The organism is Amaricoccus sp. (genome assembly GCF_036846665.1).
Lineage (GTDB): Bacteria > Pseudomonadota > Alphaproteobacteria > Rhodobacterales > Rhodobacteraceae > Amaricoccus.
This window is the reverse complement of sequence record NZ_DAIUBO010000104.1, coordinates 1-13087: the sequence shown is the minus strand read 5'-3', so window position 1 is coordinate 13087 and position 13087 is coordinate 1. Positions and strand designations below refer to the sequence as shown.

At 68.2% G+C, this 13087-nt stretch carries 17 protein-coding genes; 3 read left to right on the top strand and 14 right to left on the bottom strand.

Features of this window, described 5'->3' with window-relative positions; translation table 11 throughout:
- The 13 genes from V7050_RS11555 to V7050_RS11490 form a co-directional block, all read right to left on the bottom strand.
- Nucleotides 1-322 (bottom strand): 2Fe-2S iron-sulfur cluster-binding protein (locus V7050_RS11555; protein WP_324410557.1); only part of this gene is annotated, 322 nt, incomplete at its 3' end.
- 3 nt (nucleotides 323-325) lie between these two features.
- Complete coding sequence (locus tag V7050_RS11550) at nucleotides 326-817, bottom strand: DUF3291 domain-containing protein (protein WP_324369633.1); 492 nt, start codon at nucleotides 815-817, stop codon at nucleotides 326-328.
- Nucleotides 814-2109, bottom strand: coding sequence for an NADH-quinone oxidoreductase subunit NuoF (gene nuoF / locus V7050_RS11545; protein WP_324369632.1), 1296 nt, complete (start codon nucleotides 2107-2109; stop codon nucleotides 814-816). The genes V7050_RS11550 and nuoF overlap by 4 nt, the downstream gene beginning before the upstream one ends.
- Before the next feature lie 63 nt (nucleotides 2110-2172).
- Nucleotides 2173-2967 carry an endonuclease gene (locus tag V7050_RS11540; protein WP_324369631.1) on the bottom strand — a complete coding sequence of 265 codons (795 nt, stop codon included), beginning with the start codon at nucleotides 2965-2967 and terminating at the stop codon, nucleotides 2173-2175.
- A 24-nt stretch (nucleotides 2968-2991) separates the two neighbouring features.
- Nucleotides 2992-3999, bottom strand: a complete 1008-nt coding sequence (gene nuoE / locus V7050_RS11535) for an NADH-quinone oxidoreductase subunit NuoE (protein ID WP_324369630.1) — start codon at nucleotides 3997-3999, stop codon at nucleotides 2992-2994.
- The gene (locus V7050_RS11530) at nucleotides 3999-5210 is read right to left on the bottom strand and encodes an NADH-quinone oxidoreductase subunit D (RefSeq protein ID WP_324374800.1); all 1212 of its coding nucleotides are present in this window, start codon (nucleotides 5208-5210) and stop codon (nucleotides 3999-4001) included. The genes nuoE and V7050_RS11530 overlap by 1 nt, the downstream gene beginning before the upstream one ends.
- Nucleotides 5211-5214: 4 nt before the next feature.
- Nucleotides 5215-5394, bottom strand: a complete 180-nt coding sequence (locus V7050_RS11525; RefSeq protein WP_324374802.1) for a hypothetical protein — start codon at nucleotides 5392-5394, stop codon at nucleotides 5215-5217.
- A gap of 4 nt (nucleotides 5395-5398) precedes the next feature.
- On the bottom strand, nucleotides 5399-6001 hold the full coding sequence (locus V7050_RS11520; protein WP_324374803.1) for an NADH-quinone oxidoreductase subunit C: 603 nt from the start codon (nucleotides 5999-6001) through the stop codon (nucleotides 5399-5401).
- A gap of 21 nt (nucleotides 6002-6022) precedes the next feature.
- Nucleotides 6023-6568 (bottom strand): NuoB/complex I 20 kDa subunit family protein, encoded by a 546-nt coding sequence (locus tag V7050_RS11515; protein ID WP_324374805.1) that lies wholly within the window; start codon nucleotides 6566-6568, stop codon nucleotides 6023-6025.
- Nucleotides 6559-6924 carry an NADH-quinone oxidoreductase subunit A gene (locus tag V7050_RS11510; RefSeq protein ID WP_324374807.1) on the bottom strand — a complete coding sequence of 122 codons (366 nt, stop codon included), beginning with the start codon at nucleotides 6922-6924 and terminating at the stop codon, nucleotides 6559-6561. The genes V7050_RS11515 and V7050_RS11510 overlap by 10 nt, the downstream gene beginning before the upstream one ends.
- Nucleotides 6925-7093: 169 nt before the next feature.
- Nucleotides 7094-8113: an AbrB family transcriptional regulator gene (locus V7050_RS11505; protein ID WP_324374809.1), complete on the bottom strand. Its 1020-nt coding sequence runs from the start codon at nucleotides 8111-8113 to the stop codon at nucleotides 7094-7096.
- 43 nt (nucleotides 8114-8156) lie between these two features.
- On the bottom strand, nucleotides 8157-10997 hold the full coding sequence (gcvP, locus tag V7050_RS11500; RefSeq protein WP_324374811.1) for an aminomethyl-transferring glycine dehydrogenase: 2841 nt from the start codon (nucleotides 10995-10997) through the stop codon (nucleotides 8157-8159).
- 466 nt (nucleotides 10998-11463) lie between these two features.
- Complete coding sequence (locus V7050_RS11490; protein ID WP_324374818.1) at nucleotides 11464-11640, bottom strand: hypothetical protein; 177 nt, start codon at nucleotides 11638-11640, stop codon at nucleotides 11464-11466.
- 126 nt (nucleotides 11641-11766) lie between these two features.
- Between V7050_RS11490 and V7050_RS11485 the strand changes: the two genes are divergently transcribed.
- The 3 genes from V7050_RS11485 to V7050_RS11475 all read left to right on the top strand — a co-directional run bounded on the left by V7050_RS11485 (nucleotide 11767) and on the right by V7050_RS11475 (nucleotide 12614).
- The gene (locus V7050_RS11485; RefSeq protein WP_324374813.1) at nucleotides 11767-11931 is read left to right on the top strand and encodes a hypothetical protein; all 165 of its coding nucleotides are present in this window, start codon (nucleotides 11767-11769) and stop codon (nucleotides 11929-11931) included.
- Nucleotides 11932-11995: 64 nt separating this feature from the next.
- On the top strand, nucleotides 11996-12292 hold the full coding sequence (locus V7050_RS11480; protein WP_324374815.1) for a type II toxin-antitoxin system RelE/ParE family toxin: 297 nt from the start codon (nucleotides 11996-11998) through the stop codon (nucleotides 12290-12292).
- A 13-nt stretch (nucleotides 12293-12305) separates the two neighbouring features.
- Complete coding sequence (locus tag V7050_RS11475) at nucleotides 12306-12614, top strand: HigA family addiction module antitoxin (protein WP_324374817.1); 309 nt, start codon at nucleotides 12306-12308, stop codon at nucleotides 12612-12614.
- 375 nt (nucleotides 12615-12989) lie between these two features.
- On the opposite strand, the gene V7050_RS11470 is transcribed toward V7050_RS11475, so the two are convergent.
- Nucleotides 12990-13087: helix-turn-helix domain-containing protein (locus V7050_RS11470; protein ID WP_324410559.1), on the bottom strand; the 98-nt coding region annotated here is incomplete at its 5' end.

Here is a 13087-nt window from a genome sequence, read left to right as displayed (position 1 = left end):
GCGGGTGGTTGATGAGCAGGAACTCCATCACCCCCTCGCGCGCCTTCTTGACCATGGGCGAGGTGGTCTTGACCTGCGGCGGCTGGCCCTCCGGTCCGGGCCGCAGGTCCTTGACCTGCATCGCGCAGGAGGCCGCGGGCTTCGGCGGCCCGCCGACCACCTCCACGAGGCACATCCGGCAATTGCCGGCGATGCTGAGCCGCTCGTGGTAGCAGAACCGCGGGACCTCGACGCCGGCCTCCTCGCAGGCCTGCAGGAGCGTCATCCGCGGATCGACCTCGATCTCGATGCCGTCGATGTTGATCTTGCGCAGATCGCTCATGTCCTACTCCGCCGCCACCGGGGCGCAGCGCTCCGCGCGCGCCGCCCCGGCTCCCTTCAGATGCGCCCAGCCGAAGGCCTGGTCGCTGTCGCCGTGCCGCCTCAGATGCGCGAGCCGCCCGAGCCCCTCGTCGAGCGTCGGCCGGTGGCCGGGCTCGACCCACCACATCACGAGATGCCGCTCGCCCAAGAGCTCGAACCATTCCGCCCGCCGCTCGTAGAACTGCCGGTGGATGGTGCCGAAGACGAAGGTCTCCAGCGCCTCGGCGCTCTCCCAGACGGTCAGGTTCGACACGAGGCGCGGGTCGCCGTCGAGCTTCGTCTCGGTATTGCCGGTTCCGGGCTCGCCGGAGCCCTCCATCATCCAGACGAAGCCCGGCATGCGGCGCCCGAGCCCGTTCACCCGGTCGAGCGCGCCCATGAACTCGGCCACGCGCGGATCGTCGGTGTCGGCCACCAGCCGGCCGATGTTGAGCTGGGCGAGATGACGGCTCATTCCGCCGCCACCGCGCTGACGCGCCCGGTCCGCTTGGCCTTGATCCGGTCCTCGATCTCGTCCCGGAAATGCCGGATCAGCCCCTGGATCGGCCAGGCCGCCGCATCGCCCAGCGCGCAGATCGTGTGGCCCTCCACCTGCTTCGTCACGTCGAGCAGCATGTCGATCTCGGCCGGCTCCGCCTCGCCGGTCACCAGCCGGTCCATGACCCGCATCATCCAGCCCGTGCCCTCGCGGCAGGGCGTGCACTGGCCGCAGCTCTCGTGCTTGTAGAACTTCGAGAGCCGCCAGATCGCCTTGATGATGTCGGTGGACTGGTCCATCACGATCACCGCCGCGGTCCCGAGCCCCGAGCGCTGCTCGCGCAGCCAGTCGAAATCCATCAGCGCCTCGGAACAGACATCCGCCGGCAGGCAGGGCACCGAGGATCCGCCCGGGATCACCGCCTTGAGGTTCTTCCAGCCGCCGCGCACCCCGCCGCAATGCTTCTCCAGCAGTTCCTTCAGCGGGATCGACATCGCATCCTCGACCACGCAGGGATTCACCACATGCCCGGAGATGGCATAGACCTTGGTGCCCACGTTGTTCGGCCGCCCGAAGCTCGCGAACCAGCCGGGACCGCGCCGCAGGATGGTCGGCACCACGGCGATCGATTCCACATTGTTGACCGTGGTCGGCGCGCCGTAGAGCCCGGTATTCGCCGGAAAGGGCGGCTTCAGCCGCGGCATGCCCTTCTTGCCCTCGAGGCTCTCGAGCAGCGCGGTCTCCTCGCCGCAGATATAGGCGCCGGCGCCATGGTGCAGGTAGAGGTCGAAATCCCAGCCCGAGCCGCAGGCGTTCCTGCCGATCAGCCCGGCGTCATAGGCCTCGTCGATGGCGATCTGCAGCGCCTCGCGCTCGCGGATGTATTCGCCCCGGATGTAGATGTAGCAGGCATGCGCGCCCATGGCGAAGCTGGCGATCAGGCAGCCCTCGACCAGCGTATGCGGGTCGTGGCGCATGATCTCGCGGTCCTTGCAGGTGCCCGGCTCGGATTCGTCGGCGTTCACCACCAGGTAATGCGGCCGCCCGTCGCTGCCCTTGGGCATGAAGGACCATTTCAGCCCGGTCGGGAAGCCCGCGCCCCCGCGCCCGCGCAACCCGCTCGCCTTTACCTCCTCCACGACCTTGTCGCGCCCCCGCGCGAGAATCGCGGCGGTGCCGTCCCAGGCGCCGCGCGACTGCGCGCCCTTGAGGCTGCGGTCATGCATCCCGTAGAGGTTGGTGAAGATCCGGTCCTTGTCCGCGAGCATTCGCCTCATCTCCATGTCCGGGCACGGGCCCGGACGTTTGTCCTGCCGCCGGCAGGCGCCGCCTCAGTAGACGTCGCCCTTGTCGACGCGCTTCGAGAATTCCGTCTCTTCGCCCGCCGCCAGAAGCTTCGCCTGCGGCACCCATTCGTCGCGCGTCGCGCGGCCGTGGAAGCCTTCCAGATGCGCATCGATCCAGGCGACCTCGGCCGCGCTCCATGCCGCGATCTGGTCGAAATGGTAGTAGCCGAGGCTGTTGAGCAATGCCTCGAGCTTCGGCCCCACGCCCTTGATGCGCTTCAGGTCGTCCGCCGCGCCACCGCGCGCGGCCTCGAGCCCCGCCGGCCGGGCGGGCTCGACCTGATCCTGCATCAGCTTGGCCGCCTCGCCGGCCGCCCGGGCGGCCTGGCGCACCCGCTCGCTGATTGCCGTATCGCGCGCCGCGGGCGAGGGTTCCGCTTCCTTCGCCGCGGGCGCGGCCTCGGCCTCGCGCGCGGGGCTCTCGTCGACCGGCGCAGGCGCCGCCTCGGGTTCCGGTACGGGCGCCGGCGCGGCCGGTTCGGCCGGCGGCGCAACGGGCTCGGCCGGCGGTGCCGCGACGGGTTCCGGGGACGCGGCCGCACTGCGCTCGATCTCCGCAGGCGACTTGAGCATGGCGGGCGGCTGGTCGGGCGCCGCGATGCGCCCCAGGACCCAGCCCGCCCCGAAGAAGACGATCAGCCCGAGCACGAAGCTCGCCAGCCAGCCGACGCCGAAGATCACCGCGAGCACCAGCGCCACGATCAGCCCCGCGACAGCGGCGGCGATCCAGGTCATCGTCGGTGAGAGGAAACTCTCCTGATCCCCGCGGCCCTCAGCCATCCTCAATCCTCCCCAAGGCGCATGTCAGTAGACCTCGCCCTTGTCCACCCGCTGCGAGAATTCCGTCTCCTCGCCGGCGGCGAGCTTCCTGGCCTGTTCCACCCAATCGTCGCGGGTGACGCGACCCTTGAAACCCTCGAGGTTCTCGTCGACCCAGGCGACCTCCTCCCGGGTCCAGCCGGCGATCTGCTCGAAATGATAGAATCCGAGGCTGTGCAGCAGTTCCTCGAGCTTCGGTCCGACGCCCTTGATCTTCTTGAGATCGTCCGCCGCACCGCCGCGCGGCGCGCTCAGGCCCTCCGGCCGCCCCGCCGCGGCTTCGGCCTCCGGCGGCGCCTGCCGCGCCTGCGCCGGCAGCGCTTCGCCGGTGATGCGCGCGACCGTATCGCCGAGCGCCAGCGCCAGGGCGACCGATCCGTTGTGGCGCTCCGATGCCTCCTTGCCCTTCAGGCTGGTCAGCCCGGCCTTCGGCTCCGAGGCGTAGCGGCCGTTCTGCGGCCCGGGCTGCGGCACCTCGCCGCGCGCGAAGGCGTCGAGCAGGCCCGCGAAGCTCTCGGCCGTCAGATCCTCGTAGTAATCCTTGCCGATCTGCACCATGGGCGCATTGGAGCAGGCGCCGAGGCACTCGACCTCCTCCCAGGAGAACTTGCCGTCGGCCGAGATCGCATGGGCGCTCGGCGCGATCTTTTCGCGGCAGACCGCGATCAGATCCTCCGCGCCGCAGATCATGCAGGAGGTGGTGCCGCAGACCTGCACATGGGCGATGCTGCCCACCGGTTGCAGCTGGAACATGAAATAGAAGGTCGCGACCTCGAGCACCCGGATATAGGCCATGCCGAGCATGCGCGCGATCTCCTCGATCGCCGGCCGCGTGACCCAGCCCTCCTGCTCCTGCGCCCGCCAGAGCAGCGGGATCACGGCGCTGGCCTGCCGTCCTTCGGGATATTTCGCGATCTGGCCCCTGGCCCAGTCCAGATTGGCGGGCGTGAAGGCGAAGCTCTCGGGCTGGTCGGGATGGAGACGGCGCAGCATCAGCGATCCACCTCCCCGAACACGATGTCGAAGGAGCCGAGCGCGGCGGAGACATCCGCCAGCATGTGCCCCTTGCAGACATGGTCCATGGCCGCCAGATGCGGATAGCCCGGCGCGCGCAGCTTGACCTTCCAGGGCTTGTTGCTGCCGTCGGCCACCAGATAGACGCCGAACTCGCCCTTGGGCGCCTCCACTGCGGCATAGACCTCGCCGGCGGGAACGCGGAAGCCCTCGGTATAGAGCTTGAAGTGATGGATCAACGCCTCCATCGAGGTCTTCATCTCGGCGCGCTTGGGCGGGGTGATCTTGCCGCGGGTGATCACGTCCTGGCCCGGGCATTCGTTGAGCTTGGCGATGGCCTGCTCGATGATCTTGGTCGATTCCCGCATCTCCTCCATCCGGCAGAGATAGCGGTCGTAGCAATCACCGTTCCTGCCCACCGGGATCAGGAAATCGAACTCGTCGTAGCATTCGTAGGGCTGGCTGCGGCGCAGGTCCCAGGCGAGCCCCGAGCCGCGCACCATCACGCCGGAGAAGCCCAGCGCCTGGCATTCCTCCTGGCTCACCACGGCGATGTCGACGTTGCGCTGCTTGAAGATGCGGTTCTCGGTCAGGAGCCCCTCGATGTCGTCGAGCACCGCCGGGAAGGTCTTCGCCCAGGCGGCGATGTCGTCGACGAGATCCTGCGGCAGATCCTGGTGCACGCCGCCCGGCCGGAAATAGGCCGCATGCAGCCGCGCCCCGCAGGCGCGCTCGTAGAAGATCATCAGCTTCTCGCGCTCCTCGAACCCCCAGAGCGGCGGGGTGAGCGCGCCGACATCCATCGCCTGCGTGGTGACGTTCAGCAGATGGTTCAGGATGCGCCCGATCTCGGAATAGAGCACCCGGATCAGCTGGCCGCGGCGCGGCACCTCCGTCCCGGTCAGCTTCTCGATCGCGAGGCACCAGGCGTGTTCCTGGTTCATCGGCGCCACGTAGTCGAGCCGGTCGAGATAGGGCAGGTTCTGCAGGTAGGTCCGGCTCTCCATCAGCTTCTCGGTGCCGCGGTGCAGGAGCCCGATATGCGGGTCGCAGCGCTCCACGATCTCGCCGTCGAGTTCCAGCACCAGCCGCAGCACCCCATGCGCCGCCGGATGCTGGGGGCCGAAATTGATGTTGAAGTTCCGGATCTTCTGCTCGCCCGTCAGGGCGTCGGTGCCTGCGCCGTCCATCGCCTCAGAACCCCCCGCCCGGCTTGGGCGCAAGCCGCATCGCCACGAGCCACAACAGGATGACCAGCCCGATACCGGTGACGCAGGCCAGCGACCAGAGCGGATTGTAGCCCGCCTTCTCCATCAGCCGCCACATCGGGATGATCGTGAGCGCGGCGCCGATCAGGAAAAGGATGAAATCCATCGCCTCACGCCCCCTTCTTCTCGTCGCCGGGAAGGATGTATTCCGCGCCCTCCCAGGGCGACATGAAATCGAAGAGCCGGTATTCCTGCACCAGCTGCACCGGCTCGTAGACCACCCGCTTCTGCTCCTCGTCGTAGCGCACCTCGACATAGCCGGTGGTCGGGAAGTCCTTGCGCAGGGGATAGCCGCGGAAGCCGTAGTCGGTCAGGATCCGGCGCAGGTCCGGGTGCCCCGAGAAGAGGATCCCGTACATGTCGAAGACCTCGCGCTCGTACCAGTCGGCCGAGGGGAACTGCTCCACGATCGAGGGCAGGATCTCGTCCTCGCGCAGCTCCGCCTTCACGCGGATGCGCTGATTGAGATGCATCGACAGGAAATGATAGACGATGTCGAAGCGCTTCTCGCGCGCCGGCCAGTCCACCGCGGTGATGTCGATCAGCGTGGTGAAGCGGCAGGTCGGATCGCTGCGCAGGAAGGCGACGAAATCGCGGATCTGCGTCGGCGTCGTGGTGACGGTCAGCTCGCCCCGCGCCACTTCGGCCGCCAGGATCGCGCTTTCGCGGCGGAGCGCGAGCGTCTCCTTCAGTTCGACCAGTGCCGTGTCCATCGTTCCCCCGACTTCCGGTTCTCAGCGCACGATCGTGCCGGTGCGCCTGATCTTGCGCTGCAATTGCAGGATGCCGTAGAGCAGCGCCTCCGCCGTCGGCGGGCAGCCGGGCACGTAGACGTCCACCGGCACGATCCGGTCGCAGCCCCGCACCACCGAGTAGCTGAAATGGTAATAGCCGCCGCCGTTGGCGCAGGAGCCCATCGAGATCACGTAGCGTGGCTCGGGCATCTGGTCGTAGACCTTGCGGAGCGCGGGCGCCATCTTGTTGGTCAGCGTGCCCGCGACGATCATCAGGTCGGACTGCCGGGGCGAGGCCCGCGGCGCGGTCCCGAATCGCTCGAGGTCGTAGCGCGGCATCGAGGTATGCATCATCTCGACCGCGCAGCAGGCGAGCCCGAAGGTCATCCAGTGCAGCGAGCCCGTGCGCGCCCAGTTGATCACGTCCGCGGTCGAGGTGACGAGAAAGCCCTTGTCGGCGAGCTCGTCCGACAGCGCCCGCGCCGCCGCCTCCTTGTCCGGCCCGGCCGAGGTCGCCAGCGCCGCCTGCGGCTCGATCACTCCCATTCCAGCGCCCCCTTCTTCCACTCGTAGGCGAAGCCTATGGTCAGCACCGCGAGGAACACCATCATCGACCAGAAGCCGAACTCGCCGATATGCTGGAAGCTCACCGACCAGGGAAAGAGGAAGGCCACCTCCAGATCGAAGATGATGAAGAGGATCGAGACGAGATAATAGCGCACGTCGAACTTCATCCGCGCATCGTCGAAGGCGTTGAAGCCGCATTCGTAGATGGAGACCTTCTCGGGGTCGGGGTTCGACACCGCCACCACCGCCGCGGCGAGCAGGAGAACCAGCCCCAGGGCGATCGCCAGCCCGAGGAAGATCAGGATCGGAAGATACTCGCGCAGAACTTCGTCCAAGGGCGCCCTCCGTTCCCCACCGGCGAGCCCCGTGGCCGGGTTCGCCGTAACCCATCGAGAGGCTTAGCTGCCGCGGCGCACTAGGTCAACTGCGGGCGACGGCTTCGGGAGACCGCCACGATCGGGCCGGACGGCGGCCCCACCCGGGCGGCCGAAGGGGGCCACGAGCTCAGATCCAGCGCCTGGCCCGCGCCATCAGCAGCGGCAGGATCAGGATCACCAGCACAATGCGCAGAAGATGGTGGGTGGCGACGAAGGCCGGGTCGTAGCCGAGCGCCAGGCCCATCGCCGCCATGGCCTCCACGCCCCCCGGCGCAAAGGCGACCCAGGCCTGGCCGAAAGGGATATGCGCGGCCCGCGCCGCCGCGAGCGCGAAGAGCGCCGAGAGCGTGACCGAGGCCGCGATCACCGTCGCCGAGGCCCCGGCGAGACGGCGCAGGTCCGCGAAGGTGATCTTGCCGAAGCGAACGCCGACCACCGCGCCCGTGACCGCGAAGCCGCAGAGCATGAGCAGGGGCGGAAAGCGCCCCTCGACCACCCCGGTCACGTGCAGCGCGCCGCTGGCGAGCATGCCCGCGAGCAGATGCGCCGCCGGCATGCCGCGCCGCGCCCCCAGCGTCCCGGCCGCGAAGGCCACCGCCAGCGTCGGCAGCGCCGCGGCATAGGGCACGACGGCCGCACTGCGCCCGCTCCAGAACTGCCCCGGCTCGCCCACGAGTTGCAGCACCGGCGGCAGGGTCAGGGTGATCGCCATCAGACGCAGGGTCTGGAAGACCATGATGCTCTGCAGGTCGCGGCCGCGCGAGACCGCCAGCGCCAGCGCATAGGAAAGCGCCCCGGGCGCGGTCGCCAGCACCGCGTCCTCCGGCGCCTGCCCGAACCCCTTCACGAGGATCAGCGTCGAGACCAGCATGATCGTGACCACCGCCACCGCCAGCAGGGCGAGGCTCACCGGCCAGCGGGCGAGATCGTCGACGAAATGCGGCGTGATGCCGCTCCCCAGCGAGCAGCCGATGGTGGCGAAGGCGAGGTTGCGCAGCCCGTCCGGCACCGCCAGCGGCACCCTTGCGATGCTCGCCGCCCCGACCAGCAGGGTGCTGCCGAGCAGCGCCGGCGCCGGCAGCCCGGCGGCCATGCCGAGCAGCGCCCCGGCGAGGCCGAGCGCACAGGCGAGAAGCATGCGCGTCATGTCCCCGGCGCCGTGACCCTGCCGGGGCGGCTTCGAAACGATGCTATTCCGCCGCCTCCATGTAGCTCTCGATCGGCGGGCAGGAACAGACGAGGTGCCGGTCGCCGTAGACATTGTCCACGCGGTTCACCGGCGACCAGTACTTGTCCACCCGGAAGGCGCCCGGCGGATAGCAGGCCTGCTCGCGGCTGTAGGGCCGGTCCCAGTCGCCGACCAGGTCCTCGACCGTATGCGGGGCGCCCTTGAGCGGGTTCACCTCGGCGTCCATCTCCCCCGCCTCGATCGCCCGCGCCTCGGCCGCGATCGCCAGCATGGCGGTGATGAAGCGGTCGAGCTCGGCCTTGGGCTCGCTCTCGGTCGGCTCGATCATCAGCGTTCCGGCCACCGGCCAGGACATGGTCGGCGCGTGGAAGCCGCAGTCGATCAGCCGCTTGGCGACATCGTCCACCGTGACCCCGGCGCGATCCTTCATCGGGCGGGTGTCGACGATGCATTCATGGGCAACCCGGCCGTTGCGCGAATAGAGGATGGGATAGGCCTCGCCCAGACGCTTCGCGATGTAATTGGCGTTCAGTATGGCGATTCGCGTCGCCTGGGTCAGCCCGGCGCCGCCCATCATCAGGCAATAGGCCCAGGAGATGACCAGCAGCGAGGGCGAGCCGTAATCCGCGGCACTCACCCGTCCCGCACCGCCGTCGCGCCCCGGCAGGAAGGGGGCGAGATGCGCCTTGACGCCGATCGGCCCCATGCCGGGTCCGCCGCCGCCATGGGGGATGCAGAAGGTCTTGTGCAGGTTGAGATGGCTCACGTCGCCGCCGAAATCCCCCGGCCGTGCCAGCCCCACAAGCGCGTTCATGTTCGCGCCGTCGAGATAGACCTGCCCCCCCAGCGCATGGGTGATCTCGCAGACCTCGCGCACCGTGCCCTCGAAGACCCCGTGGGTCGAGGGATAGGTGATCATGCAGGCCGCGAGCCGCCCGCCCGCCGCCTCGGCCTTGGCGCGGAAATCCTCCACGTCGATGTCGCCGTTCTCCGCCGCGGCGACCACCACCACCTTCAGCCCCGCCATCTGCGCGCTCGCGGGATTGGTGCCATGGGCCGAGGTCGGGATCAGGCAGACGTCGCGATCCGCCTCGCCCCGGCTGGCGTGATAAGCCCGGATCGTCAGGAGCCCGGCATATTCGCCCTGGGCGCCGGAATTCGGCATCATCGAGATCGCGTCGTAGCCGGTGATCGCGCAGAGCTTGTCGGAGAGATCGGCGATCATCTCGGCATAGCCCTTGGTCTGCTCCGCCGGCGCGAGCGGATGGATGTCGGCGAATTCCGGCCAGGAGATCGGCATCATCTCCACGGTGGCGTTCAGCTTCATGGTGCAGGATCCCAGCGGGATCATCGCCCGGTCGAGCGCCAGGTCCCGGTCGGCGAGCCGGCGCATGTAGCGCGTCATCTCCGCCTCGGACCGGTTCATGTGGAAGATCGGATGCGTCAGATAGGCGCTGGTGCGCACCAGCCCCTCCGGCAGCCGGTGGCCGTGGTCGAGCTTCAGGTCCAGCCCGTCGCCGCCGAAGGCGCGCCAGACCGCCTGGGCGTGCAACCGCCGCGTCCGCTCGTCGAGCGTGATCCCGATCCGGTCGCTGCCGACCGGCCGCAGGTTCACGCCCTCCGCCTCCGCGGCGCGCAGGATCACCCCCTGGAGCGCGCCGACCTCCACGGTGATCGTGTCGAAGAACGCCGCCGGCCCGACGCTGAAACCGAGCGTCTCCAGCCCTTTTGCCAGCCGCACCGTCTTGCGGTGCACCCGCTGCGCGATCGCCCGGAGCCCCTCGGGCCCGTGAAAGACCGCGTACATCGAGGCCATGACCGCCAGCAGCGCCTGCGCGGTGCAGACGTTCGAGGTGGCCTTCTCGCGCCGGATGTGCTGCTCGCGGGTCTGCAGGCTGAGCCGGTAGGCGCGATTGCCCCGCGCATCCACCGAGACGCCGACGATGCGGCCCGGCATGGACCGCTTCAGCGGATCCCTCACCGCCATATAGGCCGCATGGGGCCCGCCGTAGCCCAGCGGCACCCCGAAGCGCTGGGTCGAGCCCACCGCGATATCCGCGCCCATCTCGCCCGGCGGCTTCAGCAGCGCCAGCGCCAGCGGGTCGGCGGCCATGCAGGCGAGCGCGCCGGCGCCGTGCAGCGCCTCGATCGGACCGGTGAAATCGTGCACATGGCCATAGGTGCAGGGATACTGGAAGATCGCCCCGAAGACCGCCTTCGGGTCGAGATCCGTGAAGGGATCGCCGACGATCACCTCCCAGCCGAACGGCTCGGCCCGGGTCCCGATCACCGCGATGGTCTGCGGGTGGCAATGGCGATCGACGAAGAAGGCCCTCGCCTTGGACTTCGCCGCGCGCTGCGCCAGCGCCATCGCCTCGGCAGCGGCGGTAGCCTCGTCGAGCAGGCTCGCATTGGCCACGTCGAGCCCGGTCAGGTCGCAGACCATGGTCTGGTAGTTCAGGAGCGCCTCAAGCCGGCCCTGGCTGATCTCCGGCTGGTAGGGGGTATAGGCCGTGTACCAGGCCGGGTTCTCCAGGATGTTGCGCTGGATCACCGGCGGCGTCACCGTGCCGTGGTAGCCCTGCCCGATCAGGCTGGTCAGCACCCGGTTCTTCTGCGCGATCTCGCGCATCTGCACCAGCACCGCCTGCTCGCTCAGCGCGCGTCCCCAGTCGAGCGGCTCCTTCTGCCGGATCGCCGAGGGCACCGTCGCGTCGATCAGCGCGTCGAGGTCGGCGGCGCCGACGACCGCGAGCATCTCCGCGATCTCCTTCGGGCTCGGCCCGATGTGCCGGCGGTTGGCGAAATCATAGGGATGATACTCGGTTTCCTTGAAGGCCATGGCGCGTCCGCTACCCCCGCAGATGGAGAATGCGCCACTATGGGACGAACCGCGGAGGCTCGGCAAGGCCGCGCAGGGTCGCCGCGATCGCGCTTTCTCCCCCGAACCGCAGGCGGTCGCACTAGGATGTGATGGAGTGGATGCCCCCAACCCGACGGCATCGCAGTGTGCCACAGCGGTGATGTTCCAATCACCCAGGAAGGAGAGGGCATCCAATGAAGAAAGCTACCGGAACCGGCGTTGATCTGGCAAAGCGCGTGTTCCAGGCACATGGCGCCGCGGCCGAAGGCTCGGTCGTCTTCCGCAAGAAGCTGTCGCGCGCCCAGCTTCTGCCATTCCTGGCGCAGCGGTCGGCCTGCACTGCGGCCATGGAAGCCTGTGCGACGTCGCACTATAGGGGGTGGGAGGGCTACCGTCGATGGTGCGCGCTACCGGACGGACCTATCTCGACCAGATCGGAGCCTGCTCACAATAGATCGCGGCGTTGGAGAAGACGCCCCGGCGCCAGCAACTGCACCGTGACCGGCGCGGAAACCAGCAACTCGCCGAAGCCGGTCGTCACCACGTATTCCATGCGGCTGCCGAGATAGGTCGCGCTCGCGACGGTGCCAAGCGGCGTGGCGTCGGGCGCCGCGAGGGCGATGCGTTCGGGTAGTGGGTCAGTTTGGAATCATTATACACGTCGTCAGAACTGCACGGAACCGGCGTCGAGGAGGTAGAGGTTGCCCCGTGGTCTCGACACGGTCGACGCTGATCCTCACAGCCGAGCGTGGAGCGCCCGCCGGGTCGGGAGGTTGGAGACGACGATCAGCCATTCGCCCCGGAAGCGCTTGGCGGCGAAGGTGAGGATGTCCCCGTCACGGAAGCCGAGATCAAGGTGTTCGAGCGGTGGTTCGGCGATCTGTTCGACGACCTGTTCGGCTCCGGCGGCTGAACCCGGTTTCCCATTGCAGTATGAGTTATAGAGTGGTACATATGCTCACTATTGGAGTGAAGCTGTGATCGTAGGCTTTCGGGACGACTGGCTGCGGACCTTATTTGTGGATGATGTCCGTTCCCGCAACATCCCTTCCGATCTGGAAGCCCGCCTGTTCCGCAAGCTCCAGATGATTGACGACGCCGTGACCGATCAGGACCTGCGCGTGCCACCCAGCAATCACTTCGAGAAGCTGCGCGGCAACCTCGCAGGTTTCCATTTCATCCGCGTCAACCTGCAATGGCGGTTGATCTTCCGCTGGGATGGCGGGCGCGGCGAGGCGAACGGAATCTATCTGGACGATCACAGCTACCGATGAAAGCGAGGCAAAGATGCTGACCACCAAGCGCAAGCCGGCGACTGTCGGCGAGATACTGACCGAAGAGTTCATGCAGCCGATGGGGCTGACACAGGGCGCGCTCGCCGAGGCGATGGGCGTCCAGCGCAAGCACGTCAACGAGCTGTGCGGCAATCGCAGGAACGTGACGGCGGCGACAGCGCTGATCCTCGCCCGTGTGTTCGGCAACAGCCCGGACTTCTGGCTCAACGTGCAGCGGCGCAACGATCTTTGGGAGGTGATGAACACGCCCAAGGAGCGCGAGCGGGTCGAGCGCGCGCGTCCATTGGGGAAAGCGGCCTGAGCGCAGTCATGCGGCCCGATGGTTGCGGCCGAGCCATAATTGAGAAGGAGCCATCGCCAAGACCGTGCCCCTGCGCGCCGTCCTTTACCTGCGCGTCTCGACAGTGGGCTCGACCCACCTGCCGCCGATGAAATTGCCGTAGTGCGCGGTGAACGGCGCCGTGGCGGTCCGAAAGAATTCGATCCTGTTCATGGCTCCCTCCCGGTTCGGGAGCGCCGCGGGATGCGGCGCTGCGCAACAAAATTGCGCGAGAGGAATCTTCTGTCAGCCCCGGGGGCCACCACAACCAGCGCCCGGTGTCTCAGAATTGAGACAGATCGGCGCACCCAGCCCATGTGACCGCCGGTTGGAGGCTCAGGAAGCCGCCGAGGGCGCCTATGAGAGCCCGAGGCGGTTCAGTTTTCGGTACAGGGCCGCACGGCTGATTCCGAGGGCCTGCGCAGCCGCCGACGCATTTCCGCCCGAACGTGCCA